The organism is Halorubrum sp. Boch-26 (genome assembly GCF_029889805.1).
Lineage (GTDB): Archaea > Halobacteriota > Halobacteria > Halobacteriales > Haloferacaceae > Halorubrum.
Window position 1 is genome coordinate 1 of sequence record NZ_JARANT010000039.1, and the last position, 24,467, is coordinate 24,467.

Here is a 24,467-nt window from a genome sequence, read left to right on the forward strand (position 1 = left end):
CACCGCCCCCGGCCCCGCCCGCGAGCGCGCCCGCGGCGACGGCGGAGAGCGGCGTTCGCCACGCGACGTCGCCGCCGACCGCGGTCGCGCGGACGACCCGCTCGCCGTCCGCGGGCGTCGACTGGACGACGACCGGGTCGCCGTCCATCGTGGCGACGACCGCGCCGCTCCCGTCGTCGCCGGCGACGGGCTCGGTCTCCCACACGATCTCGGAGTCGACCGCGGCGTCGTCGATGCCGACGAACGCGAACAGGGCGACGCCGACGCCGGTCGCGCCGCCGGCGAAGAGGATCAGGCTCGCGAACAGAACGCGACGGTCCATTGACGGTCCGTTCGGGCGTCGCGGTCATACGGCTGTCGGATCCGGCCGGGAACCGTATGGGAAGAGCTACAGCAGCGTCGCAACGCTCTCGGTGTGGTCCGCGTCGACGAGCTCTCGGAGGGCGTCCGGGTCGCGCTCGCCGTTCGCGTTCACGAGGTAGACGGCGCCGTCGCAGTCGCCGTACGCGCCGTGGAAGTCGTACACGAAGCCGTACACGTCGGCGTCGGCGGCGGCCTCGGTCTCGCGGGCGATCGCGACCTGCTCGTGGACGTTGTACTCGACGAGGCGGTTGCGGAGGCTCGCGTCGACCTCGGCGGCCTCGGCGATATCGGCAAGCCCCGCCTCGACGATCGGCACGAGCTCCTCCACGTCCGTCCGGACGCCGGGCTCGTCGGGGAACGCTCCGTCGCGGACCGCGTTGAGGGCGGCACCGACCGCGCCGCAGCCGGTGTGGCCGACGACCGCGAGCACGTCCGTGTCCGTGTGAGCGAGCGGGTAGGCGACGCTCCCCGAGAGCACGCGCTCGCCGTCGACGACGTCGCTCACGCGGTTTCCGATGTTGCCCGCGGTGAAGAGGAACCCCGGTCGATCGACCGACCACATCCCCTCCTGTGAGACGCGCGAGTCGGAACAGCAGACGGAGACGACGGGCGGTCGCTGCCCGTCGCGTCGGGCGGCGAGCTCGCCGGCGGCGGCGGACTCGACGTGGTCGTCGTTTCCGTCGAGGAGCTCGGCGAGGAGTTCGCGGCTCATAATCAGCAACTCCCGGTGGGCGTTCAAAAAGGGGCCGGACTGAAGCGGGACGGACCGAAAAGGGCAGGACCGGGACGAGCCGACCGGGTCAGATCACGAACCCGACGATCTGAAACAGGAATCCGAGGACGAACACCGCGATCAACGCGACCGTCGCGACCACGACGGCCGGTGCGAGTGTCTCCTCGTTCTGGTCGAGGACGAGGCTTTCCATGTCTCTCATACGAGTCGCCTCGTCGCCGCGGGGTTTGAACGCTTCGCTCGCGTCCCGGGGCGGGCGTCTCCGCCGGCCGAATCGCCGTCGAATCGGCACCGCGACGAGCCTCCCGCCGTCGAAGAGAACTTTCTTTTACTTCTCGCCGGACAGTACTGGTGGATGAGCGACGGAGCGCGACAACTCGCCGGACCGAGCGGAGGTGTCGATGTCGAACCGTGACGCGGTCGACGGCGGGGACACCGCCGGCGCGTTTGCCGGCCGGGGCGGCGATGAGACGGGCGACGCCGAGGCCGGCGCCCTCGCGGTCGTCTGCGGGCTTCCGGGCGTCGGCAAGACGACGGTCGCCGAGCGGATCGCCGCTCACATCGACGGCGAGATCCTCCGCACGGACGTGATCCGGAAGGAGCTGTTCGGGGACCCGGACTACTCCGACGCGGAGACCGAGGCGGTGTACGCGGGGCTTATCGACCGGGCCCGCGAGCGCGCCGCCGACGGCGACGCCGTCGTGCTCGACGCCACGTTCGCCGACGCCCGCTTCCGCGCCGAGGTTCGGGAGATGGGCGAGCGGGTGGCCGGGTCATTCGACCTCGTGGCGGTCGAGTGCGACGAGCCGGTCGTCGAGCGCCGCATCGAGCGCCGCGACGGGATCAGCGACGCCGATTTCGAGGTCTACCTCCACTTCAAGGACGCCTTCGACCGGATCGAGACCGACCACGTGGTCGTCGACAACTCGGGCGACGAGACGGAGACGTTCGCGCAGGTCGACGGGGCGTTCGGCGGCTCGTCCGTCGACGACCCGACCGACCGCGACGCGTGAGGGGAAGCCTGTGGTCTCGTTCGAGATGGTCCATACCACCAACCGGGATGGTCCATGCCACCAACCGAGGTGGTCCATGCCACCAACCTCCATGAGAAGCGCGCACACGCGTCTCCCATCACTTATACGGACGAACGCACTACGGCCTGTATGAGCGAAGAATCCGGGCGTCGGAACCTCCGAATGCCCTCGGACGACGAAGTGTTCGCCGTGGTAACCGAGCACCTCGGCGGGAATCACGTCCGCCTGCGCTGCGTCGACGGCGAGACCCGGCTGGGCCGGATCCCCGGCCGTATGAAGTACCGAACGTGGATCAGCGAGGGCGACGTCGTGCTCGCGGAGCCCTGGTCGTGGCAGGACGAGAAGGCGAACGTCGAGTGGCGGTACGACGACGACGACGCGGACCAGCTGCGGCGCGAAGGCCACATCCAGTAGACCGTTTTCACGCGGTGTGCAGCGCCGTTCTCCGACTGCTCCCCGAAACCGTAGCGACGTGTCCGGCGCGGATCCCCGCGGCGTGGCGGTGGTCTGGGGCGTGTGAGGCAATTGAGGCTCGGAACGCCGATCAGGCGAACAGCAGGATGATCACGGCCACGAACAGCAGCTCCCCGCCGACGAGGAGTGTCGCGACCAGCCAGTAACGGTAGGTCCAGAGCCACTTGACGGCCCGGTTCCACCGCGCCGAGAGCGCCCCCGACGCGGCAAGGTCCTCGTCTCCGCCGCGCTCCCCCACGTACGCCTCGTCGAGCCGCCACCCCTCGTCGGGCTCGTAGGTCGCGGGGATCCGCGTCCCGATCAGCTCGTCGACGCCGAGCGGCGAGACGCCCGCGGCGTCGAGGAACGCGAGGAATGCTTCGGACTCCGCCAGCGACCCGTCCCGCGGGGCCGGGAACCGCTCGACGTGCGTCGCCCCGCCGTGCGGCGGACGGAGCTCGACGACGACGCGGCGCCCCGACGACCGCACCGCTGTCACGACGAGAACGCGCTCCTCGTCGTTGAGGTACGCCTCCCGGAGGCGGCGCTGCACCTCGTCGTCGACGTCGCCCGTCGCGTCGGGAGTGTCGGCGAGCGGGGTCGTCACCTCACCGGCCCCGTCGAGCGACGGCTCGGCCCCGTGCCCGTCGTCGGAGGGATCCCCGGGCATTCGATCCGTCCTTAGTGACGCGCACCGATAAGCGCGCGGCAGGGACGGGGAGACGGCGCGCGCGGGTCGCCGGTGTCTCGCCGGCGCGTCCCGGAAACCGTTTGAACGTCGGCGGACACGGACACGTATGCGCGAGGTGACACTCCGGATCCGCCACCGCGGCGGGCCGGAGTCCGAGGTGAGCGCCCGCCACCCGGAGGTGACGATGCGGTCCGTCTCGTCGATGACCGGGCGGGGGAGCGAGCGGAAGCGGATCGTGGAGCTCCGGGGGCCGACCGCGGAGATCGAGTCGTTCATCGAGGAGTTCCGCGTGGCCGACGCCGTCGTGGAGGCGGAGCCGCTCTCGCCGATCAGCGGGACCCACGCCTACGTCGCGGTCGTGGTCGACGGCGACGGCTGGGAGGGGATCCGCGAGCGGCTCTCCGAGATGGGGATCCACTACCGGACCGGGACGACCATCGCCGGCGGGATCGAGCGCTGGACGGCGTACATCGAGGCCGACGACGACCTCTCGGCGGTGATCCGCGAGCTGGAGCGCGGCGGTAACGACGTCGAGCTCGCGCGCAACGTCGAGCTGGCGTCGATCGAGCGACCGCCCGGGCTGCCGGCCTCAGGCATCCTCGACGGACTCACGTCGCGACAGCGAGAGGTCCTCGCGACGGCCATCGCGATCGGCTACTACGACCACGGGGGCGGCGTGGGCGTCGAGGACGTCGCCGACGAGCTCGGACTCGGATCGACGACGGTGTGGGAGCATCTCTCACGGGCGGAGTCGACCGTGATGAACGCTCTCTTCGATCGGTTCGAAGCACAGGTCGGACCGGAGAATCGCGGGGACGGCGAGCCAGCGGAAGGCGAGTGAGTCCGCGGGAGGCGAATGAGTCCGCGGGAGGCGAGTGAATCGAGCGACAGCGACACCCGAACAACGCTTTTGTAGCTACGGTGTCCAGCGAGAGGTATGACAGAGGGTTCGGTGTCCGTTCCGGCCGAGCAGTACGAGCGGCTCGCGGCGCTCGCGGCCGCCCGCGGCGTGACCCCCGAGACCCAGCTCGCCCGCCTCATCGACGACGCCTACGAGGGCCTCGACGGCGACCAAGAGCCGCCGGAGACGCTCCCCCTCGGCGTCTGCGACGCGGACGAGGACGAAGAGGGAGAAGCGGAGACGTGAGAGCGCCGATGCGGCGCACGCCGGCCGCGAGCGTCACCCGTCGTACGGCCAGCGACCGCCCGTCTTGAGCTCCGTAACGTAGCCGTCGGCGATCGACTCGCGGATCGCCGACCGCGACCGGTGAGCGACCGCTTCGCCGCCCGCCGCGCCGCCGCCGTCGGTCGCGAAGCGGTAGGTCGCGGCCGCGATCAGCGTGGCCACCTCCCGGAAGTCGCGCGGATCGAGCTTGTCGAGCGTGTCGGCGTGGGTGTGGCCCCACCCGCGCCCGGACCGCTCCGAGGTCGTCGACGCCATCACCGCCGGGATCCCCTCCTGCACGAACGCCCACTGGTCGCCGTGCGGCGAGACGGTTTCTCCGGTTTCGAGCGGCGCGTCGAACGCCTCGGCGACCGCCTCGAAGGTCGCGCCCATCCCGTCGAAGCCGTTCGTCCCCACCCTGAGGTTCCGGGAGTTACAGGCGCCGTCGAGGTTGATCACGCAGGCGATCTCGTCGTGAGGCGTCGCCTCGGCGACGTGGGACGCGCCCCACAGCCCGATCTCCTCCGCGCCGAACGTGACCAGGCGGACGCGGGTGTCGAGGTCGTCCTCGACCGAGGCGAGCAGGCGACCGACTTCGGCGACGAGCGCCGACCCCGCGCCGTTGTCGTTCGCGCCGTCGCTGATGTCGTGGGCGTCGACGTGTGCGGTGAGGAACACCGCCCCGTCGGTGTCGGGCCCCACGTCGGCGACCGCGTTGACCGAGGTCGTCGGCTCGTTCCGGCAGTCGACCTCGATCGACAGCTCCGGCGCGTCGGCGTCGCGGTTCCCGCCCCCCTCCTCGTCGCCGTCCGCGATCCGTGCCAGCCGCTCGCCCACCTCTTTCGAGACGCCGACCGCGGGGATCGGCCCCGGTCGGTTGTGGTAGCCGACCTCGCCGGTGGGCGGGAGCGACCCCTCGACGTGGTTCCGGAAGACGAAGCCGACCGCTCCGTGCCCGGCGGCGGTGACGTACTTCTCCATCCGGTGGATCCACCGGCCGTGAGAGTCCGGCGTGCGCGAGGAGGCCATCGCGATCGCGCCGTCGAGCGCGTCGCTCGCGGCCTCGAACTCCTCGTCGGTCCCGTCGCCGACGTCGACGAGCGGGGCGCTCGCCTCGCCGGCCGGCGTGCCGGGGAGCGCGATGACCTCGTGAGAGCGTTCGTGTCGGCGTTCGACCGGACCGGCGACCTCGATCGCGGAGTCGCCCCGCCACCACCCCGGGATCTCGAACTCGTCGAGCCCGGCGTTCCGGAGGCCGGCGGCCTCGAAGGCCGCGGCGACCCGCTCCGCGCCGCGGCGCTCGCCGGCGGACCCCGCCATTCGGTTCCCGATGTCAGTCAGGTCCGTGAGGAGGTCCCAGCCGAAGTCGCTCGTGCGTGCGTCGCCGACGACGCGGTCCGGTAGCGCTGTCATGTAGCGTGGTTGGACCGAGGGCGAAAAGGGGTTGCGGGAAGCGGAACCGCGGTCGACTCAGGTCACTTCCACTCGTCGGCGCCCGCGGCGGACTGGAATTCGCCCTTCGCCCGTCTCGGAGGCCGTCGCAGCGTCAACGCCAGCACGCCGGCGTAAAAACAGCCGACGAGCGCGAGCACGAACGCGCCCGGGATCGCGCCGATCGCCGCGGTCGCGACGACGCCGTTTCCGGACGGCGTGAACACCGTGAGCCGAACGATCCACGCGGCCATGAGGACGCTGAGAAGGGGCGCGTACACCCGGCGGAGACGCCGCGACATCGCCTCGATGCTCGGCGTCTTGATCGTCGGCGCCCGGAGGTCCTCGCTCAGGAGCTGCCGCCAGTTCGACTGCTCGACGCCCTCCGGTTCGAGCGCGTTGGCGAACACATTCTCCTCCAAGAGCCGCACGCGCGACCGCCAGACGTCGAACATGCGGTAGCGCCGGGTCTCGATCCCGAGGAAGACGCTGAGCATCACGAGCCCGATGAGCAGCACGTAGTGGGGCCGCGACTCGTTCGAGAACGTCCACGTGAGCAGGGACGCGGTCAACACGACCGCCCAGTTGGTCGTCCGGTCGATGCGGGTCCGCCACGAGCTCGTCCGCCCGAGCTCGCCGCGGTAGGTGTGAGCCATGAGCGAGAGGAAGTCGGAGCGATCGTCGGCGGCCTCGGCGCCGACCTCGCGCTCCGTTCGCGATCCGGCATCGAACTCCTCCGATGGATCGGACATACCCCTCCGTACCGGGGCCGAACGGGTAAATCCCGGCGCGTTGCGGGGCGACCCGAAAGCAGAGAGCGGCCGCGACGACGCCTCAGGCCGGGTCCGCCTTCGTCGTCTCGACCTCGACGTCGTCGGGGTCGACGCCGATTCGGGCGAACTGCGTGCGGACGTGCTCCTCGGCGGCGTCGATCGCGGCCGACTTGGTGTCGAACCCGCGGGGCATCGGTTCCTCGAAGGCGACCCGGATCTCCTCGCCGTCGACGGTGAGAGCCGATCCGCCGCTCTCGACCTGATAGAAGGAGTCGCACACCCAGACGTAGGAGGCGTCCTCGTCGGGCGCGCCCTTGTACGTCGGCGGGTCCTCCCCGCGCTCGAACACCGTCCCGGTGAGGTCCGTCCCGCCGCCGCTGCCGCGAACCAGTATCATACCGCTGATAGGGGCTCGAGGCCCAAAAGGAGCCCGTGAGGGCGGATACCGCGGAGTCGACGGACCGTCCCGCGCAGGGGGAAACGCTTTCGGCGTGGCGAGCGGTGGTCCGTCCATGACGCTGGAGGATTTCACCGAGTTCACCGACGACGAGGGCGACGGCGGGGGAGACGCCGCCGGCTCGGCCGCCGACCGCGACGCCGCCGACGACAGTGGCGTGCCCGAGGCCGGCGACGGCGACCGCGGGGAACCAGGAGGGGCTGCGAGCCGCGACGGCGGGCGCGCGGTGTCCCCGGGAGACGGGGGCGACGGCACGGGAGCGCCCCCCGACGACGCGGCCGCCGACGGGTTCGCCGCGTACGACGTGGAGCCAGCGGGGGAGGACACCGGGCTCGGGGTCGTCTCCGTCTCGCAGGGGCTCCGCGTCGCCGAGGAGGACGACGAGACGACGCTGCGGGCGTTCGTCACGGCGGGGAACCGCGAGGCCGTTCGGCTCGGGAAGTACCTCCTCGTCCCGTACCCGGACGGCGAGCGGCTGTTCTGTCGGATCACGGGACTGGAGTACGCACAGGAGTTCCGCTCGGACGACGCCACCGAGATCCACGCCCGCCGGCAGATGCGCCGCGACGACTTCGCCGAGCGCGACTACAAGTTCATGGCCGAACTGGAGCCGATGTCCGTCGTGTACGGCGAGGGCGACGGGATGAAGCGGCGGATGACCGACCGGGTGCCGAAGCCGGGCGCGGTCGTCGAGGAGGCATCCGACGACGCCGAGATCAAGACGGGGCTGAAGATCCCCGAGGACGGCGTCTTTCTCGGCCACCTCTCCGTCGGGGGCGAGAAGGTCCGGACCGCGGCGGAGCCGCCCACCGTCGACTACCGGGTGACGGACGACTACACCGACGGCGACCCCCTCGCGTTCCGGCACACCCTCGTCGCCGGCGGGACGGGGTCGGGGAAGACCCACGCCTCGAAGAACGTCCTCCGGCAGTACCTCGATTCGGACCGCACCTACCCGACCGGCGACGGCCGGGAGTCGCGGATGGCGGTCGTCCAGTTCGACCCGCAGGACGAGTACGCGCAGATGCACGACGACAACCCCGACCTCGACGCCGACTTCGCCCGGCGGCTAGACCGAGAGGGGATCGCGCACGGCGGCCACGACGACACCGTCGCCTTAGTGCCGCGGGTCGCGAACGCGGCGTACCCCGGCGAGGGCCACCGCGCCGAGCGCGTCGAGTTCACCATCCCGTTCTCGCTCGCTCGCGACATGCCGTGGCTCGTCGCCGGCTCCGGGCTCAACGACAACCAGTACCCCGCCCTCCTGACCCTCCTCAACCGCTTCTTCGGGGATTACGGCGACTCGGGCACCTACAGCCAGTTCCTCTCGTACCTCGACGACCCGGCGCTCAAAGCGGAGCTCGACGAGAGCGGCCGGGTCCACGAGGCGACGTTCGACGCCGTGAAGCGGCGCGTCCGCGCGGTCCCCGGCGGGGTGTTCGACCAGGACGCGAAGCCGATCACGGAGCTGGACCACACGCTCGTCCGGCCCGGCGGACTCTCGGTGATCCCGACGTACCACCTGCCGACCTCCCGGCAGAAGGAGATCGTCGTGCTCGCGGTGGCGGGGCTGCTCGTCGACGACAAGCTCTCGAACGACCCCGACAGCGACCGGATCGAGGAGACGCCCCTCCTCATCGGGATGGACGAGGCGCACAACTTCCTCGCGGACGCCGACAACGTGCAGGCGCGGAAGGTCGTCCAGACGTTCACGGAGGCCGCCAAACAGGGCCGCAAGGAGCGGCTCGGGCTCTTCCTGATCACGCAGGATCCGCAGGACGTCGCGGAGTCGGTGTTCAAACAGGTGAACACGAAGATCGTCTTAAACCTCGGCGACGAGGACGCGATCTCCAGCGTGAACATCCCCTCCAACCTCGCCGGAAAGGTCCCGTACATGGAGAAAGGTCAGATGGTGGTCTACTCGCCGGACAACTCCGAGCCCGTGGAGCTTATCGGGCTCTCGAAGTGCGTGACGCGTCACGGCGAGTAGGGCAGCGGGAGCCGGGTCGAATCGCGTTTCCACGCCGCCGGAGCCGCCGACTCCCTTTTTGAGGGCGGAGCGAGAAACGCCAGATATGGCCAAGCGCATCCTGGTGGCGATCGACGGCTCGGAGGAGGCGATCGAAGCGCTGCGGTTCGCGGTCACGGAGTGGCCGGACGCTGATGTGACGGCGCTGCACGTTATCAACCCGGCCGACTCGACGACCGGGGCGGAGGGCGGGTTCCCCGGCGCGGTCGACCAGTGGTACGACAGCGCGAAAGGACGGGGAGAGCGGATCCTCCGCAAGGCGAGCGAAGCGGTAGACCGCGACATCGACACCAGACTGGAGGTGGGGCGTCCGACGGCGACGGTCCTCACAGTCGCGGGCGGCGACGCCGCAGTCGGCGACGAGGACGGGGCGGAGGGGACCGGAGAGCCGTTCGACCACGTCGTGCTCGCGAGCCGCGGTCGGACGGGGCTCTCGCGTATCCTGCTCGGGAGCGTCGCCGAGGGGGTCGTCCGCCGCGCCGAGGTGCCGGTGACGGTGGTTCGGTAACGGGACCGGGGCAAGCCGACCGGTGCGGCGAGCACGACGAGCGCGCCGTGCCGTCAGTCCTCGGCGCGCTCCGCCTCGACGATCTCGCCGACGACCGTCCAGCCCTCCTCGTCCGCTCCCGACCGGCCCAACAACACCGACTCGTGGTCCTCGGACGTGATCAGCCGGAACTCGGCGTCGCCGTCGGCGTCGGTGCGAACGCCCTCGCCGCGGAACTCCCGCTGGAAGAACTCGGTCGAGGAGAACTCGAAGACGCCGGTCTCGCCGTCGTCGAGGGTGAGCCGGACGGGGCGCGGCTGCACGTTGTGGATCCGCTTCGCGATCGGGTGGAGATCTGGCATGGTCGCGAGTCGACGCGTCGCGGGTAAAAAGCGACGGTCGGCGGGGCGGGAGACCGACTGCGAAGCGCGGTCGGGAGGAAAGGGGTCAGCACCGCTACGGGGACGGAGAAACGGTGAAAAGCCGCCGAAAACCGAGACAGACCCGTTACGCGTCGAGGACGCCGTCGTAGTCGCCGGCGTCGACGCGGTCGTCGAACGTCCGGGCGTCCTCGCCTTCGATGGTGACGCCGAGGGAGGCGCACGTGCCGCCGACCTCCTTGGCGGCGTTCTTCACGTCGTACGAGAGCAGGTCGGTCGACTTCTGCTCGGCGACCTTCTTCACCTGTTCGATCGACATGTCCGCGACGAAGTCCGTCTGGGGCTCGCCGGAGCCCGTCTCGAATCCGGCCTCGTCTTTGATCAGTTCGGCCGTCGGCGGGACGCCGACCTCGATCGTGAACGAGCCGTCATCGTCGTACTCGACGGTGACGGGGACTTCCATTCCGTCGAATGCTGCGGTTTCGTCGTTGATCCGCGCCACGACATCCTGTACATCCACCGGCGTCGGTCCAAGCTCGGGACCGAGCGGCGGGCCGGGGTTGGCCTGCCCGCCGGGGACGAGCGCTTCGATAGTTCCAGCCATATCCGTACGAACCCGGTGACGACTTTTAACGGTTGTTCTTTCGGGTAGGGGGCGTCAGCGGTTCGCACACGGCGAGGCGGCGACTCCGCCGCATCTTGGTGGGACCTACGGCTCCGCGCCGGCCGCGTCGCTCGCGGCGGTACCCGCGTCACCGGCGGTGCGCCCCGGAAGGAACGTCCCGGTCTCCCGGCGGACGCCGACGAGCAGCGCGATGCCGGCGGCGAGCGGCAGGACCGCGCAGGCGGCGTAGATGGGGGCGAAACCGACCGCTTCGATCAGCGGCAGCGACACCATCGGGCCGAGCCCGCCGCCGATGTCGCCGAACACGTTGTTCGTCCCGGAGGCGCGACCCATCCGCTCTTCGGGGGTGAGGTCGGCGAGCAGCGCCATCATCGGGCCGCTGGTGCCGCCCTGCCCGGCGCCGATGAAGACGCAGGCGAGCGCGAGGTCGACGACCGACCCCGACCGGGCGAGCAGCAGGAACCCGACGAACGAGACGACGAGGAACGTGAGCAGGATCGGCGTGCGCGACTCTCGTGTGTCCGAGATCCGCCCGCCGACGAGCATGAAGAAGGACGCCGAGAGGACGGTCCCGGCCATGAACAGCCCGGAGGTCCCCTGCGGGGCGAGTCCGAACAGCGAGATGTCGTTCTCGCCGAGGAACAGGACGAGCGTGGAGAACAGCGCGCCGATGTACGCGAACAGCAGCCCGAAGTTGACCAGCCCGACGGTCAGCGCCGGGACGGCGGTGTCGATGTCCCAAGGCTTTATCGAGTCCCCGGAGCGGTCGCCCGTGACGTGCGTCTCGGGGACGTACCGGTAGGCGACCACGCTGGCGGTGAGCGCGAACGCGGCGGCGACGACGAAGGCGGCGGCGTTGCCGGCCAGCGACGAGACGATCCCGCCGAGCACGAGTCCGGCCGGGAACCCCAACGTGATGCCGCCGCGGACGACGCCCATGTTCGTCCCGCGCGACCCGCTGTCGGAGAGGTCCGCGGCGATGGTGTAGGCGGTCGCAAACACCGCCGCGGAGCCGATCCCCCAGAGGACCCGCGCGAGGAGGAACCACGTCTCGGGCGCGACGGCGACCGAGAGCGGCGCGAACCACCAGTCCGGACCGACCGCGACGGGACCGACCGCGATCCGCGGCAGCGACGCCGCGAGCGGTCGGAGCGACTCGGCCGGCGGCATCGCGAGCGCGACGACGTAGCCGAGCGTCGCGATCCCCTCGATTAAAAGCCCGTACACGAACGGCGTTCGGGTCCCGTACTTATCGACGAGGGCGCCGGCGGGCGCGTTCGCGACGAGCCGCACCCACCGGTTCGCCGAGAGGATGACGCCGACCATGAACGCCGAGATACCGAGGACGGCGCCGAGGTTCGGCAGGATGGGGAAGACGACTCCGCCGCCGAACCCGACGAAGAAGGTGCTGGCGATCACCGCGAGCAGCACGGTCGGCGGCCGATCGAAGCCGAACGCCCCCATCAGGGGCCCCGCTGGGAGACCGATATCGCTCCGTGCTCCGCTCGGGGGACGGTCATTCCGTCTCGTCGTCGCGGGTCATCGCAGCGATCCCCTCCTCCAGCGACGGCGGCTCCACGCCCGCGGCGAGCAGGGGCTCGACGATCCGCTGCAGCGTCGCCTCGGCGACCCGCCGGGTGTACGTCGGTTCGGGGAGGCCGTCGGCGGCCGCGTCCCCTTTCCCGGTGGGCGTGTCGGCGTCAGTACCGGCGTCGCCGTCCGAATCGGCGTCGACCCCGTCCGCGCTGCCAGTGAGGGTGATCTGTCGGGTCCGGGCGCCGTCGAGGGTGGCGACGACGAGCGCCGCCGTCTCGTCGACGTCGACCTCGCGGAACACGCCCGTCTCGATTCCCGATTCGAGGATGTCGGCGACGGTGCCGCGGAGGAGGCGGTCGCTCCTGACCAACTGCTCGCGGATGCGCTCGTTGAACGGACCCTGCGTCCGGAGCTCGAGGAGGGCGATGTGGAACGCCTCGCGGTCGGCGGCGTCGGCCTCGAAGACGAACCAGCCGACGAATCCCGCGAGCCGCTCCGCCGGGGGGTCGTCGGCGTGGGCTCGGATCCGCGCCTCGGAGTCGGTGATGACGTAGTCGAGGAAGGCGACGAGGAGGTCCTCTTTCGTGTCGTAGTGGTAGTGGAGCAGCGACTTGCTCTTCGAGCACTCGTCGGCGATGTCCTGCATCGTCACGTCGGCGTAGCCGTGGGCGCGGAGCGCGCGGTAGACCCCGTCCATGATCTCGTCGGCCGCGCTCGGCTGGTCGCTCATTGACTGACCGGTCAGTCAGCAACCGGTAAATTCCTATCGGTCGGGGTCCGAACGGCCGGTTCGCCGGCCGCGACAGACCTCCGGCGGGGGTCGACGACCGCCGGTCGCTGCTTGTGAACGCGGCCGCCGCTCGGAGGCGTAGAGCAGTCGAAAAGCCGATACAACCGTGGAACGTCCTCGTCAGCGGCTACAGACGGGTGACGTTCGTGGCGCGCGGACCCTTGTCCGCCTCCTCGATGTCGAACTCGACTTCCTGACCCTCCTCTAGGTCCGGGCCGCCGACGTCCTCCATGTGGAAGAACACGTCCTCGTCCGCGTCGTCAGTCTCGATGAATCCGTAGCCGCCAGTGTCGTTGAAGAAGTCAACTTCGCCTTTCGCCATTGCGTCTCAAAGAGGGTGAGGGGAACATAAAAGGCTTCCGCGAGCGATTCCGGCGTGACACGGCGGGTCACACCCGGACGCGGCGGCGGTGCGTCGGGGTCGATCCCGCCGTGTTAGAAACTACTATACGACCCCGGTGGAAAGCGGTACGTATGAGTCAGTCGTACAATCGAGGCCTCATCGAGGACTTCAGTCGGTGGCGGGAGTTCGAGGCGGGGATGTGGGCCTGGATCTTCCATAAGTTCACGGGATGGGTGCTCATCGGCTACCTGTTCACCCACATCGCCGTGTTGAGTACCGGGATCCCGGCGGCGGGCGCGGGTGAGGCAGCGATAATGGCGGGAGAAGACGTGTACACCCAGACTATCGTCAGCCTCGAGAGCCTGCTCTTAGTGCGGCTCCTCGAGGTCGGGCTGCTCGCGGTGGCCGTCTTCCACATGCTCAACGGGACCCGACTCCTCCTCGTCGACCTCGGCGTCGGCCTGGACGCACAGGACAAGAGCTTCTACGCGTCGCTGATCCTGACGGGAGCGATCACCGTCGCGTCGGTGCCGACGTTCATCGCGGGGGCGTTCTGAGATGGCCGAGCGCTACTCCTCGTTCCAGTCCGGCGGCCGGATGTGGCTGCTCCAGCGGATCACGGCGGCGTTCCTGCTCGTCGTGTTGGCGTTCCACTTCTTCCTGCTTCACTTCGTCCACCACGCAGACGAGGTGTCGTTCCTCGCCAGCTCGGCGCGGATGGAGCAGATCAGCTACTACTCGCTGATGATCCTCTTCCTCGTGACCGCGACGTTCCACGGGGTCAACGGGGTGTACAACGCCCTCGTCAATCAGGGACTCACCGGCACCAAACGCACCGTCATCAAGTGGACCCTCGTCGCCGCGAGCGCGGTCCTGATCCTGCAGGGCGTGCGCACCGCGAACGCGTGGGCGGGAATCGGACTCTACTGAACCGACCATGAGCACACAGATACCCAAGCAGACCGAGGAATCGAGCGAGACCGAAGCCGAGACCGACGTCGCCTCCAAGGGCGACGAGCGGCGGACCGAGAAGCGCCGCCGGGCCGCGGAAGAGCAGGCTCGGCGGCAGGCCGAGGAGGCCGAGAAGGCCGCGGCCGACGAGGACACGATCGAGCTGAAGGTGTTCCGGTACGACCCCGAAGTGGAGGGGAAACAGGAGCCCCGGTTCGACACGTTCCACGTTCCCTTCACGAAGGGGATGACCGTCCTCGACGCCCTGATGTACTCGCGGGACAGCTACGACTCCTCGCTCACGTTCCGCCACTCCTGTCGGCAGGCGGTGTGCGGCTCGGACGCCATGTTCGTCAACGGCGGCCAGAAGCTGGCGTGTAAGACGCAGATCGCCGACCTCGAAGAGCCGATCCGCGTCGAGCCGCTCCCGCACGCCGAGGTCGAGAAGGACCTCGTCGTCGACATGGAGCACTTCTACGACCAGATGGAGGCCGTCGAGCCGTACTTCCAGACGAACGAGTACCCCGACGACGAGCTGGCGGAACAGCGCCAGACGCGGGAGAACCGCGAGAAGGTGAAGATGTCGACGCGCTGCATCTGGTGCGGCGCGTGTATGTCATCGTGTAACATCGCCGCCGGCGACAACGAGTACCTCGGGCCCGCCGCGATCAACAAGGCGTACCGGTTCGCGATGGACGAGCGCGAGGGCGAGGACATCAAACAGAAGCGGCTTGAGATCATCGAGCAGGAGCACGGCGTCTGGCGGTGTCAGACCCAGTTCTCCTGCACCGAGGTGTGCCCGAAGGACATCCCGCTCACCGAGCACATCCAGGAGCTGAAGCGCGAAGCGGTGAAGAACAACCTGAAGTTCTGGTAACGGCGGGAGACACTCTCAAGGGCATTCGGAACCAACCCACTATCATAACCACAATGCACGAACACGACGTCATCGTTGTCGGCGCCGGGGGGGCGGGACTCCGGGCGGCGATCGCGGCACAGGAAGCCGGGGCCGACGTGGCCATCGTCTCGAAACTGCACCCGGTCCGCTCGCACACGGGCGCGGCCGAGGGAGGAATTAACGCGGCGCTGCGCGACGCCGACTCCTGGCAGGACCACGCGTACGACACCATGAAGGGGTCGGACTACCTCGGCGACGCGCCGGCGGTGGAGGCGCTCTGTCAGGAGAGCCCGGAAGAGGTCATCCAGCTGGAACACTGGGGGATGCCGTTCTCCCGCGAGGAGGACGGCCGCGTCTCCCAGCGCCCGTTCGGCGGGCTCTCGTTCCCGCGGACGACGTACGCCGGCGCCGAGACCGGCCACCAGATGCTCCACACGATGTACGAGCAGGTGGTCAAACGCGGAGTTACGGTGTACGACGAGTGGCACGTGATGGACCTCGCCGTCACCGACGAGGATGACCCGGCCGACCGCACCTGCCACGGCGTCGTTGCCTACGACATTCAGAGCGGCGAGGTCAGCGGTTTCCGCGCCGACAACGGCGTCATCCTCGCGACGGGCGGGATGGGGCAGGTGTTCGACCACACCACCAACGCGGTCGCGAACACCGGCGACGGCGTCGCGATGGCGTATCGCGCGGGCGTCCCGATGGAGGACATGGAGTTCATCCAGTTCCACCCGACGACGCTGCCGTCGACGGGGGTCCTGATCTCGGAGGGCGTCCGCGGCGAGGGCGGCATCCTCTACAACGAGAACGGCGAGCGGTTCATGTTCGAGCACGGCTACGCGAACAACGACGGCGAACTCGCCTCCCGCGACGTGGTCTCGCGCGCCGAGCTGACCGAGGTCAACGAGGGGCGCGGCATCGAGGACGAGTACGTCCACCTCGACATGCGGCATTTAGGCGAGGAGCGGATACTCGACCGGCTAGAGAACATCCTCCACCTCGCTGAGGACTTCGAGGGCGCCGACGGGCTCACGGAGCCGATGCCCGTCAAGCCCGGCCAGCACTACGCGATGGGCGGCATCGAGACGAACGAACACGGCGAGACCGCCATCGACGGGCTGTACGCCGCCGGCGAGTGCGCCTGCGCGTCGGTCCACGGCGCCAACCGCCTCGGCGGCAACGCGCTCCCGGAGCTCATCGTCTTCGGCAAGCGCGCCGGCCGCCACGCCGCCGGCGAGGACATGGGCGAGGCCAAGGTCACGACCGGCAAGGAGGGCGAGTGGGAACCCGCGGAGTACGAGTTCGAGATCGAAGTCGGCGAGACGGGCGGGCAGGGGCCCGCCGCGGCCGACGGTGGCGCGGTGGCGTCCGACGCCGAGAGCGTGCTCGGCGTCGCCGTCGAGCGCGCGAAGGACCGCGTCGACGCGCTGCTCTCGCGGAAGGGCCGCAACCACGCGGAGATCCGCTCGCAGGTGCAGGAGACGATGACCGCCAACGTCAACGTGTTCCGCGAGGAGGGCCGGCTCGAGGAGACCCTCGGCGACCTCCGCGAGGCGCGCGAGGCGTACAAAGACGTCGCCGTCTCGGACCCGTCTCGGACGTTCAACACCGATCTCATCCACACGATGGAGACGCGGAACATCCTCGACATCGCCGAGGCGCTCACGATGGGCGCGCTCGCTCGCGAGGAGTTCCGCGGCGCCCACTGGCGGAAGGAGCACCAGGAGCGGAAAGACGAGAACTGGCTGAAACACACCTTCGTTACGTGGAACGACGGCGAGCCCGAACTCTGGTACAAGCCGACGATCCTCGAAGGCGAGGACAAGACGTACGAGCCGAAGAGCCGCTCGTACTGAGCCGTCGCAAGCGAACGATCGTCCCGGATCGTTCACGGTTCTGTATGCGTCGTCGGTCGAAACGACCGGCATGCACCGGCGCCGACTCCGCCTACGCGACGTTTCCGGCGCCCCCGATTCCACGCTTTTAACGGGTTCTGGCGGGACTCGCGGCCGTTCACGCTTTTTTCGACGATCGTTGAAGAGGGGGTTTATTATCGTCGAACTCAACGGTCCGAACAAGATGATAGAGACAGAGACCGCACGCGTGGCGGCACCGGCCCTACCGCCGGAGCTGCAGTCCCCCCGTGCGAAGCTCGTGTACCTGTATCTGACGACGAACGGCGACGCCACCGTCTCGGAGATGGGCGACTCGCTCGGCATGAAGAAGCTCTCGCTGTACAGCATCCTGAAGACCCTCAAGCGGGAGGAAATGGTCGACTGCGACGGCGACACGTACGCGCTGAACTGACCTCCCGCGGCTCGCCGATTCTCGGCGCCGACACCGACTCCGCCAGCGGAGCGTTTAGGGGCTCGCGGGACGCAGTACGCCCGTGGACGCGAATCAAGATACGTTCCGGAATCCGTTCGGGATGGACACGGCGTGCGAGAACTGTCCCGGGCTGTGCGACGAGCGCGAGCGCGTCGTCCACGGGTACGGCGACGTCGGCGCCGAGTTCCTCGTCGTCGGGACCGGACCCACGGCCGCCGCCGAAGCGAACGGGGTCCCGTTCACGGGAGCGGGCGACGACGAGCGGGTCCAGTCGATCTTCGCCGATCTCGGATTCGTCCGGTCGCCGCCGGACGCGGCGGAGCCGGACGTCCAAAACGTCTTCTTCACCAGCCTGACGCGCTGCCGACACCCGAAGCGCGAGCCGACCGATCGCGAGGTCGACACCTGCGAGCCGTTCCTCAACGCGGAGATCCGGATGATCAACCCGCAGATCATCGTCCCGGTCGGAGAGCGACCGCTCCGTGAGCTCGCGATCGAGTACACGACGCGACGCCCCGACTCCTTCGACGTCGACGCCGAGCACGCGACGACGATTCGCGGGCGCGGGTTCGAGCTGGTGCCGATGAAGGCGCCCGCGTCGATGACCGTCGCCGAGGTCGACGCCTTCCGCGAGCACATGCGAGAGAACGTGTTGAGTCGGGACTACCGGCAGACGAAGGGACGGCGGAGTAGGTGAGGCTGAGACGGTGGAGTAGGTGAGGCCGAGACGGCGGAGTCGCCGGTCGCTCTCAGTCGTCGAGGCGCTCCACGTCGTCGATCGCGTCGCCGAGGAGGTCGGTCGTCGCGTCCTCGCTGTCCGCGCCGAACGCGCAGTCGATGAGGATGTGTCCGCCCAGCGTCGCGGGGGAGATCACCTGATCCGCGCCCGCCCGCCGGAGCTTGTTGACGTTCTCCCGCTGAGTCACCGCGGCGACGATCCGCACACCGGGGTTGAGCTGTCTGGCGGTGAGGATCGCGAGCGCGTCCCGCGCGTCTTCGTTCGTCGCGACGACGACGGCCCTGGCGCCTTGGATGTTGACTCGTTCGAGCGGGTCGACGTCGCTGGGGTCCGCGGTGAACACCGGCACGTCGCGATCGGCGAGCCGCCTCGCAGCGGTCTCGTCGGTGGTCACGACGGCGTACTTGGTCCCGTCGCGAGCGTCGAGTTCTTCGAGGATCGGTTCGGTCAGGTCCCCGTAGCCGAGTACGAGGACGTGGTCGTCGAGGAGGTCTATCTGTCTGTCTGTCATTTTCCCGAGCGCCTTGGAGAGCTGTGCCTCGATAGCGGGCGTGAGGAGGACCCCGAGCGCCACCGCGAAGGCGGCGACGTTCATCACGAGCGAGGAGAGCACGAACAGCTGGGCGATGTCGGCGGCCGCGCCCGCCTGCGGGGTCACGTCCCCGTAGCCGACCGTGGAAGCGGTGACGACGGTGAAATAAAAGGCGTCGACGATCGTCTCCACCCCGTTGAACTGGTCGCGGAGCGCGTACGTTCCGATCGTCCCGTACGAGATAGCGGTCGCGAGCGCGGCGCCCGCCGCGAGCTGCGTCGGCGACGGAGAGAAGTCCCTGTCGAACCGTCGCCGGTTGTAGTGGAGCGCGGGTACCGACAGGACAGACAGCGCCACTAACGGGAACGACAGCACCGACGCCTGCATCAGTCCCTGAATCGCGGTCAGCGGCAGCAGGAGCGCGGTGGAGTACCAACCCACCCGGTACCCGTTCCGCAGCGCGAAGCCGCTCCCGAGCATCGCGAAGCCGGTGATCGTCCCGGTGAACCCGACCGTCTGGCGGACGACACCTGGGACGTAGGGGGCGAGCGGCCCGTCGACACCGACTCCGCCGATCTGGGCGAGCCCCGCGAGGATCGACAGAAGCGCGACCGCGAACGTCAGGGCGATGGACGCCCGCACGGTCACCCAGTCGCGGGTCAGCTCCATACCGCCCCGTCGCCGACACTGAACTTAAACCCCGCGAGGGCGGAACGCCGCGGGACGCCGATAGCGGTTTAACCGCGCCGGCGAGTGTGAGGCGTATGTCACTGCCTGTCGAGATCGTGTTCGGGATCTACCTCGGGATCATCACGGGGATCCTTCCGGCGCTTGTCTCCGGGGTGCTCGGGTTCGTGTTCAAGTACGTCACCGGCGTGACGATACCCGGGCTCGGGGTCGTCGTCCTCGCGCTCGCGATCGCCGGCATCAACGGCGGTCTGCTCGCGCTCAACGACGCGACGATCCGATCGTCGGAGCGCGCGCCGGCGATCCTCACGGCCATCGTGGTCATCCTGATGGTCTCGCTGTACGCGCACGCACAGGGGGACAAGCTCGGCGCCACCGTTCCGAAGCGGCTCTCGCTGCAGCAGCTCCGCGACCGGACCCTGTCGACCGACGTCGTCGAACTGGTCGGCGGACGAGGGCGGGTTACCGTCGAAATCGCCGGTGAGGTGAACGACATGGAGGGGTACCCGCCGCTGCCGGCCGAGACCCGCCGCGCGATCGTCGACGGCGACTGGACGTTCCCGGCCGACCTCCCGCTCGTCGAACTGGAAAACCGGCTCGCGGAGCGGCTTCGGACCGAGTTCGACTTAGCGGACGTCGCCGTTCGGCTCGACGAGCGCGCAAACGCGACCGTGGCCGCGGCGCCGCCGACCGGCGCGCTGTCGAAGCGGGTCCCGCAGGGGAAGCGAGCGGTGTCGGTGCCGGCGCTCGTCCCCACGGGGATCGCTCGCGGCGACGTCGTGCGCGTACTCGCGTCCGGTCTCAGCGTGGACGGGACCGTGCTGGCCGCGGGGACGAGCGGGAAGCCGGAGCCGGGTGCGGGGACGCCGGCGATCGGCGGCGCCGAGGGAGCGGGCGGCGACCTCCCCGGGCCCGCGCAGAGCGACGCCGAACCGCGGGGGGACGGCGGCCCGCGAACCGACGGCGGGCGGTCGCCTGCGGGAGGGGGTCCCCGGACCGACGGCGGAGAGACACCTCCGACCCCGCCGGCCGCGAGCGCGCCGACGACGACGGGAGGAGAGGGTCGGTTGACGGTCGCGGTCGATCGGTCGGAGGCAACGGCGCTCCTTCGGGCGGATAGAGGGCGCGTCCTCGTCCTCTCCCGCGGCACGCGCCGGGAGTACGAGCTCACGACGCTGCTGCGCCGCACGGGGAAGCGGTTCCGCAAGGTGTCCGTCGTCCCCGGCGGTCCCCTCGACGGCCACACCATCGGCGAGGTGGGCGTTCGGGAGGCGTACGACGTCGCCGTCCTCGCGGCGCGGCACGAGTCGTGGAGTATCGCTCCCAGCGGCTCGCAGCTCCTCTCCGCCGAGGACGAGCTGTTCGTCGTGGGGAGCCGCGACGCCCTCGACCGGTTCTCGGAGGCCGCGCGATGATCGCGACGGCGGCCGCGGCGAGCGCCGTGGAGCCCGGGGGGCTCCTCGTCACCGTCGCACCCCCGGTCGACGTCGGCTTCGCGCGTCCGCGGCAGGCGGCGGTCACGCTCGCCACCTTCGCGGTCCTCTCGATTCTCATCGCCGGCGCGGCGGCGCTGGCGTACCGGTGGTACTTCCGCGACGAGATCCCCGAGGGAGTCGCCGTTCTGCTCGGGGTTTCCGTCGTCGCGCTGTACCTCAACACGACCTCGCTCGGCGCGATCGCGGTCGGCGACAGTCCGGCGCTGCTCGAACCCGAGAGCGTCTTCTTCAACGTCGTCTCGCTCGGCGTCGCGGCGGTCGTCTCACCGGGCGGTCGATACGTCGGCGATCGGCTCGCGGTCGACGTGTTCGCGCTCTCGGGGGCCAGGCAGCTGGAGGGAGAGCTGAGCGGAATCGTCCGGGCCGTCGGGCGGTTCACGGCCGTCACGCTCCCGCCGGCCGAGGAGATCAAGGACATGGACACCTACGAGCCGGTGTCACCGGAGAAGAAAGCCGAGATGGCCGGGAAGACGCTGGTGTTCGCGCGGAAGTTCTCCGGCGAGGAGCTCCGCGAGCGGCTCGTCGCGCGCGTGAAAACTGACCACGGCGTCGGCTACGTCGACGTCGACGTCACCGACGGCGGGGGGGTCGAGTACTTCGCGGTCGGCTCCCGCGCGGCGGGGCTCGGGCCGACGCTCGCGCCCGGGTCGGCCGCGGTGGCCGTGGCCGCGGACCCGCCGAACAACGCGACCGCCGGCGACGCGGTCCAGCTGTGGCGGACCGATCCGGAGCCGAAGCGCGTCGCTACCGGCGAGCTCCGGGGCGTCGCGGGCGACGCGGCGACCGTCGCGCTCGACGAGTCCGACGCCGAGGAACTCACCGAGGAGGAATCCTATCGGATCGTGACGCTGCCGGCCGAGCCGCAGGCCGACCGCGAGTTCGCCTCGCTGCTCCGGGCCGCCGACGAGACGATGGCGGCGATCACGGTCGGCGCCGGGAGCGCCCTCGACGGAAGCACCGTCGGCGACGTGGCGGTCGTCGTCGCCGCCGTCCGACCCGAGGACGGGTCCGTACAGCCGATCCCGCCGCGCGCGTACGTCTTCGCCGCCGGCGATCTGGTGTACCTGGTCGGTCGCCCCGACGCACTCCGCCGGTTCGAAGCCGACGCCAGCGGCGAGCGGGCGGGGCCGTCGGCCGTCACTCCGCCGTCCGAACCCGTTTCCGAGCCGGGCGACGCCGAGTCCCGTAGCGACGACGCTGAATCCGAGCGAAAAGGCGGGGCGGGGACCAACGCCGAACCGTCCGCGGACGACACCGACGAATCGAGCGACGGGACGCAACGCTCTTGAGGCGTCCGTGCGGGGTCACCGTATGGAGTGGAAGCTGTTCGCGGACCTCGCGGAGATCGCCGGCGGCCGCGCCGTGGAGGTGGAGGCGTCGCCCGGCGACACGGTCGACGACGCGCTCGACGCCCTCCTCGACGCGCACCCCGACCTCCGGGACCGCGTGATCGAAGACGGGGCGGTAGCCGACCACATCAACGTCCTCCGGAACGGGCGGAGCGTCAGCCACGACGAGGGGGGAGAGACGACGCTGGAAGCAGGCGACGAACTGGCGCTGTTCCCGCCGGTGAGCGGAGGCTCGGGCGGGCGGTAGATCGGTCGTTTCAAACGGTCGCCAGCCGCATCGCACGACATGAGCGACGGCGACGAGCACGACGACGGCGACGGACACGACGGGAGCGACAGCCACAGCGCCGGTGACGGCCACGGTGACGGCTCACACGACGACCACGGGAGCGGCGACCCGCACCGAGAGGAGTTCCACGAGGACCCGGTCGGACACACGCGCGCGACGGCCGACATGACGGTCGGCCAGCTGGTCGAGGGGTACGGCGACGCCGGGATCGGCGCGGCCGCGGTCAACGAGGCGGGCGACGTACTCGCGGAGATGTTCGCGAACGACGACTGCACCGTCTTCCTCTCGCTCGCCGGCGCGATGGTCCCCGCGGGGATGCGCCGGATCGTCTCCGACCTGATCCGCGACGGCTACGTCGACGCGCTGGTGACGACGGGCGCGAACCTCACGCACGACGCGATCGAGGCGATCGGCGGGAAACACCACCACGGCCGGACCCACGACCCGGAGAAGAGCCTCCGCGAGCACGACGAGGGCCTCCGCGACGAAGGCGTCGACCGCATCTACAACGTTTACCTCCCGCAGGAGCACTTCGCCGCGTTCGAGGGCCACCTCCGCGAGGAGGTGTTCCCGGCGCTGGAGGCCGACCCCGACGCCGAGGGCGACGACTCCGTCTCTATCGCCGACCTCGCGCGCGAGCTCGGCCGCGCGAACGCCTCGGTCAACGAGCGCGACGACGTGAGCGAGGACCCCGGTGTCGCCGCCGCGGCCTACGACTGTGACGTTCCCGTCTACTGCCCCGCGGTGCAGGACTCCGTGCTCGGGCTGCAGGCGTGGATGTACGCGCAGACGGCCGACTTCACGCTCGACGCCCTCGCCGACATGACTGAACTGACCGACCTCGCGTTCGACGCCGACGACGCGGGCTGCCTGCTCGTCGGCGGCGGCGTCCCGAAGAACTTCACCCTCCAGACGATGCTCGTCACGCCGCGGGCGTACGATTACGCGGTCCAGATCACGATGGACCCGGAGGCGACCGGCGGGCTCTCCGGCGCGACCCTCGAAGAAGCGCGCTCGTGGGGGAAACTGGAGAAGGACGCCCGCAACGCCTCCGTCTACGGGGACGCGACCGTCATGCTTCCGATGCTCGTCGCCGCCGCCCGCGAGCGCGCAGAGTAGCCCCGATAAAGAGTAATTACATGTAATTAGATTTTTCACCCGGGAGCCACTGAATCGGCGTAATGAGCGAGTACACGACCATCTCACTACGGAAGGAGTTCGTCGCGGACGTCGAGGAGTACATCGAGGACGAGCCGTTCGGCTCGGTGAAGGAGTTCGTGAAACACGTCGTCGTCCAGGAGATGGAGTCGGACGACGAGATCAGCGAGGCGGAGGCCCGTCGGATCGGCAAGCGGCTGCAGGATCTGGGGTACGTTGACTGATGAGCGTCGCCGACGGCGTCCCGGTCGACGTGCCCGGAGGCGTGTCCCGGGCGGACGCGGTCCTCGCCGGCATGCCGGTGCTGTTCGCCGGCGGGTACGGCGCCGCGGCGGCGATGGTCGAGGGATGGGTGGTCCCGACCGCCGCCGCCGCGCTGGCGTGCGCGCTGCTGATGCTCGACGCGCTCGTTCGGAATCCGCCGGGCGCCCGGTGAGCGGGGTGCCGACGCCGACCAGTCAGTCCCTCGGGTCCAATCCGACCGCCTCCGCCAACAGCGCGTGCGACGCCAGCGCGTCCTCGTGGTCGGGCACCGCGTGCTGGATCATCACCTCGTCGACGCCGACGCGATCGGCCAGCTGTTCGAGCAGGCCAGCGATCGTCTCGGGGCCCCCGGAGATCGACCGCGGCCACTCGTCGGCGTCGAGCGTCGCGGGGGTCGGCTCCGGGACCCCGCCGACCTCGTTTATCGCCTCCTCGCCGGTCGGCGGAGAGGAAACGAGGTCGCCGCGGCGCATCCGCCGG

At 69.9% G+C, this 24,467-nt stretch carries 30 protein-coding genes and 2 pseudogenes; 18 read left to right on the top strand and 14 right to left on the bottom strand.

All coding sequences use genetic code 11. The features are described 5' to 3' along the window. The 3 genes and pseudogenes from OQF71_RS07540 to OQF71_RS07550 form a co-directional block, all read right to left on the bottom strand. A pseudogene (locus OQF71_RS07540) lies at positions 1-322 on the bottom strand (hypothetical protein); the annotation flags it as partial. Between the two features lie 66 nt (positions 323-388). Then, positions 389-1,075 (bottom strand): carbonic anhydrase, encoded by a 687-nt coding sequence (locus tag OQF71_RS07545; RefSeq protein ID WP_280586841.1) that lies wholly within the window; start codon positions 1,073-1,075, stop codon positions 389-391. A gap of 88 nt (positions 1,076-1,163) precedes the next feature. Beyond that, the gene (locus OQF71_RS07550) at positions 1,164-1,298 is read right to left on the bottom strand and encodes a hypothetical protein (RefSeq protein ID WP_254921710.1); all 135 of its coding nucleotides are present in this window, start codon (positions 1,296-1,298) and stop codon (positions 1,164-1,166) included. 199 nt (positions 1,299-1,497) lie between these two features. Here OQF71_RS07550 and OQF71_RS07555 point away from each other — a divergent pair, with 199 nt between their 5' ends. Together OQF71_RS07555 and OQF71_RS07560 are read left to right on the top strand one after the other, a co-directional pair. Next, positions 1,498-2,109 (top strand): AAA family ATPase, encoded by a 612-nt coding sequence (locus OQF71_RS07555; protein ID WP_280586842.1) that lies wholly within the window; start codon positions 1,498-1,500, stop codon positions 2,107-2,109. A gap of 150 nt (positions 2,110-2,259) precedes the next feature. After that, the gene (locus OQF71_RS07560) at positions 2,260-2,544 is read left to right on the top strand and encodes a translation initiation factor eIF-1A (protein ID WP_280586843.1); all 285 of its coding nucleotides are present in this window, start codon (positions 2,260-2,262) and stop codon (positions 2,542-2,544) included. Positions 2,545-2,674: 130 nt separating this feature from the next. On the opposite strand, the gene OQF71_RS07565 is transcribed toward OQF71_RS07560, so the two are convergent. Further along, on the bottom strand, positions 2,675-3,253 hold the full coding sequence (locus OQF71_RS07565) for a hypothetical protein (RefSeq protein WP_280586844.1): 579 nt from the start codon (positions 3,251-3,253) through the stop codon (positions 2,675-2,677). A 127-nt stretch (positions 3,254-3,380) separates the two neighbouring features. Between OQF71_RS07565 and OQF71_RS07570 the strand changes: the two genes are divergently transcribed. Both OQF71_RS07570 and OQF71_RS07575 read left to right on the top strand, forming a co-directional pair. Then, positions 3,381-4,115, top strand: coding sequence for a helix-turn-helix domain-containing protein (locus tag OQF71_RS07570; RefSeq protein ID WP_280586846.1), 735 nt, complete (start codon positions 3,381-3,383; stop codon positions 4,113-4,115). A gap of 96 nt (positions 4,116-4,211) precedes the next feature. Next, complete coding sequence (locus tag OQF71_RS07575; protein ID WP_280586847.1) at positions 4,212-4,421, top strand: hypothetical protein; 210 nt, start codon at positions 4,212-4,214, stop codon at positions 4,419-4,421. Between the two features lie 33 nt (positions 4,422-4,454). Here OQF71_RS07575 and OQF71_RS07580 read toward each other — a convergent pair whose 3' ends face one another. The 3 genes from OQF71_RS07580 to OQF71_RS07590 all read right to left on the bottom strand — a co-directional run bounded on the left by OQF71_RS07580 (position 4,455) and on the right by OQF71_RS07590 (position 7,040). Then, positions 4,455-5,852: a M28 family metallopeptidase gene (locus OQF71_RS07580; protein ID WP_280586848.1), complete on the bottom strand. Its 1,398-nt coding sequence runs from the start codon at positions 5,850-5,852 to the stop codon at positions 4,455-4,457. Between the two features lie 62 nt (positions 5,853-5,914). Continuing rightward, positions 5,915-6,622 carry a DUF2270 domain-containing protein gene (locus OQF71_RS07585; RefSeq protein WP_280586849.1) on the bottom strand — a complete coding sequence of 236 codons (708 nt, stop codon included), beginning with the start codon at positions 6,620-6,622 and terminating at the stop codon, positions 5,915-5,917. Positions 6,623-6,704: 82 nt separating this feature from the next. Next, a complete protein-coding gene (locus OQF71_RS07590) occupies positions 6,705-7,040 on the bottom strand; it encodes a hypothetical protein (RefSeq protein WP_280586850.1) in 336 nt (111 codons plus the stop codon). Positions 7,041-7,155: 115 nt separating this feature from the next. Between OQF71_RS07590 and OQF71_RS07595 the strand changes: the two genes are divergently transcribed. Both OQF71_RS07595 and OQF71_RS07600 read left to right on the top strand, forming a co-directional pair. Beyond that, positions 7,156-9,090, top strand: a complete 1,935-nt coding sequence (locus OQF71_RS07595; RefSeq protein WP_280586852.1) for an ATP-binding protein — start codon at positions 7,156-7,158, stop codon at positions 9,088-9,090. An 85-nt stretch (positions 9,091-9,175) separates the two neighbouring features. Continuing rightward, positions 9,176-9,637 carry a universal stress protein gene (locus OQF71_RS07600; RefSeq protein WP_280586853.1) on the top strand — a complete coding sequence of 154 codons (462 nt, stop codon included), beginning with the start codon at positions 9,176-9,178 and terminating at the stop codon, positions 9,635-9,637. 53 nt (positions 9,638-9,690) lie between these two features. On the opposite strand, the gene OQF71_RS07605 is transcribed toward OQF71_RS07600, so the two are convergent. The 5 genes from OQF71_RS07605 to OQF71_RS07625 all read right to left on the bottom strand — a co-directional run bounded on the left by OQF71_RS07605 (position 9,691) and on the right by OQF71_RS07625 (position 13,269). Beyond that, the gene (locus OQF71_RS07605; RefSeq protein ID WP_280586854.1) at positions 9,691-9,978 is read right to left on the bottom strand and encodes a transcriptional regulator; all 288 of its coding nucleotides are present in this window, start codon (positions 9,976-9,978) and stop codon (positions 9,691-9,693) included. Positions 9,979-10,123: 145 nt separating this feature from the next. Beyond that, complete coding sequence (locus OQF71_RS07610) at positions 10,124-10,600, bottom strand: 50S ribosomal protein L11 (RefSeq protein WP_280586855.1); 477 nt, start codon at positions 10,598-10,600, stop codon at positions 10,124-10,126. Positions 10,601-10,705: 105 nt separating this feature from the next. Further along, a complete protein-coding gene (locus OQF71_RS07615) occupies positions 10,706-12,085 on the bottom strand; it encodes an MFS transporter (RefSeq protein ID WP_280586856.1) in 1,380 nt (459 codons plus the stop codon). A gap of 52 nt (positions 12,086-12,137) precedes the next feature. Then, positions 12,138-12,887, bottom strand: a complete 750-nt coding sequence (locus OQF71_RS07620; protein ID WP_280586857.1) for a TetR/AcrR family transcriptional regulator — start codon at positions 12,885-12,887, stop codon at positions 12,138-12,140. A gap of 187 nt (positions 12,888-13,074) precedes the next feature. After that, on the bottom strand, positions 13,075-13,269 hold the full coding sequence (locus tag OQF71_RS07625) for a cold-shock protein (RefSeq protein ID WP_004046659.1): 195 nt from the start codon (positions 13,267-13,269) through the stop codon (positions 13,075-13,077). Positions 13,270-13,421: 152 nt separating this feature from the next. On the opposite strand from OQF71_RS07625, the gene sdhC reads away from it, so the two are divergent. The 6 genes from sdhC (at position 13,422) to OQF71_RS07655 (ending at position 18,170) form a co-directional block, all read left to right on the top strand. Then, a complete protein-coding gene (sdhC, locus tag OQF71_RS07630; RefSeq protein WP_144796692.1) occupies positions 13,422-13,847 on the top strand; it encodes a succinate dehydrogenase, cytochrome b556 subunit in 426 nt (141 codons plus the stop codon). Position 13,848: 1 nt separating this feature from the next. After that, positions 13,849-14,220 carry a succinate dehydrogenase gene (locus tag OQF71_RS07635; protein WP_280586859.1) on the top strand — a complete coding sequence of 124 codons (372 nt, stop codon included), beginning with the start codon at positions 13,849-13,851 and terminating at the stop codon, positions 14,218-14,220. Positions 14,221-14,227: 7 nt separating this feature from the next. Further along, positions 14,228-15,118, top strand: a complete 891-nt coding sequence (locus OQF71_RS07640; protein WP_280586860.1) for a succinate dehydrogenase/fumarate reductase iron-sulfur subunit — start codon at positions 14,228-14,230, stop codon at positions 15,116-15,118. A gap of 53 nt (positions 15,119-15,171) precedes the next feature. After that, positions 15,172-17,001 carry an FAD-binding protein gene (locus OQF71_RS07645; protein ID WP_280586861.1) on the top strand — a complete coding sequence of 610 codons (1,830 nt, stop codon included), beginning with the start codon at positions 15,172-15,174 and terminating at the stop codon, positions 16,999-17,001. A 223-nt stretch (positions 17,002-17,224) separates the two neighbouring features. Then, positions 17,225-17,452, top strand: a complete 228-nt coding sequence (locus OQF71_RS07650; protein WP_280586862.1) for a TrmB family transcriptional regulator — start codon at positions 17,225-17,227, stop codon at positions 17,450-17,452. 82 nt (positions 17,453-17,534) lie between these two features. Then, positions 17,535-18,170, top strand: coding sequence for a uracil-DNA glycosylase family protein (locus OQF71_RS07655; protein ID WP_280586863.1), 636 nt, complete (start codon positions 17,535-17,537; stop codon positions 18,168-18,170). Between the two features lie 52 nt (positions 18,171-18,222). Here OQF71_RS07655 and OQF71_RS07660 read toward each other — a convergent pair whose 3' ends face one another. After that, the gene (locus OQF71_RS07660) at positions 18,223-19,413 is read right to left on the bottom strand and encodes an NAD-binding protein (RefSeq protein WP_280586864.1); all 1,191 of its coding nucleotides are present in this window, start codon (positions 19,411-19,413) and stop codon (positions 18,223-18,225) included. 95 nt (positions 19,414-19,508) lie between these two features. Here OQF71_RS07660 and OQF71_RS07665 point away from each other — a divergent pair, with 95 nt between their 5' ends. The 6 genes from OQF71_RS07665 to OQF71_RS07690 all read left to right on the top strand — a co-directional run bounded on the left by OQF71_RS07665 (position 19,509) and on the right by OQF71_RS07690 (position 24,159). Further along, the gene (locus tag OQF71_RS07665; RefSeq protein ID WP_280586865.1) at positions 19,509-20,846 is read left to right on the top strand and encodes a TrkA C-terminal domain-containing protein; all 1,338 of its coding nucleotides are present in this window, start codon (positions 19,509-19,511) and stop codon (positions 20,844-20,846) included. After that, the gene (locus tag OQF71_RS07670) at positions 20,843-22,216 is read left to right on the top strand and encodes a TrkA C-terminal domain-containing protein (protein ID WP_280586866.1); all 1,374 of its coding nucleotides are present in this window, start codon (positions 20,843-20,845) and stop codon (positions 22,214-22,216) included. The genes OQF71_RS07665 and OQF71_RS07670 overlap by 4 nt, the downstream gene beginning before the upstream one ends. Positions 22,217-22,238: 22 nt before the next feature. Then, entirely contained in the window at positions 22,239-22,523 is a 285-nt protein-coding gene (locus tag OQF71_RS07675; protein ID WP_280586867.1) for a ubiquitin-like small modifier protein 1, read from the top strand. Positions 22,524-22,562: 39 nt separating this feature from the next. Next, complete coding sequence (locus OQF71_RS07680) at positions 22,563-23,684, top strand: deoxyhypusine synthase (protein WP_280586868.1); 1,122 nt, start codon at positions 22,563-22,565, stop codon at positions 23,682-23,684. A 62-nt stretch (positions 23,685-23,746) separates the two neighbouring features. After that, positions 23,747-23,947 carry a hypothetical protein gene (locus tag OQF71_RS07685; protein WP_280586869.1) on the top strand — a complete coding sequence of 67 codons (201 nt, stop codon included), beginning with the start codon at positions 23,747-23,749 and terminating at the stop codon, positions 23,945-23,947. Beyond that, positions 23,947-24,159 carry a hypothetical protein gene (locus OQF71_RS07690; RefSeq protein WP_280586870.1) on the top strand — a complete coding sequence of 71 codons (213 nt, stop codon included), beginning with the start codon at positions 23,947-23,949 and terminating at the stop codon, positions 24,157-24,159. Before OQF71_RS07685 ends, OQF71_RS07690 begins: the two co-directional genes overlap by 1 nt. Before the next feature lie 22 nt (positions 24,160-24,181). Here OQF71_RS07690 and OQF71_RS07695 read toward each other — a convergent pair. Next, positions 24,182-24,467, bottom strand: a pseudogene (locus tag OQF71_RS07695) (alkane 1-monooxygenase); the annotation flags it as partial.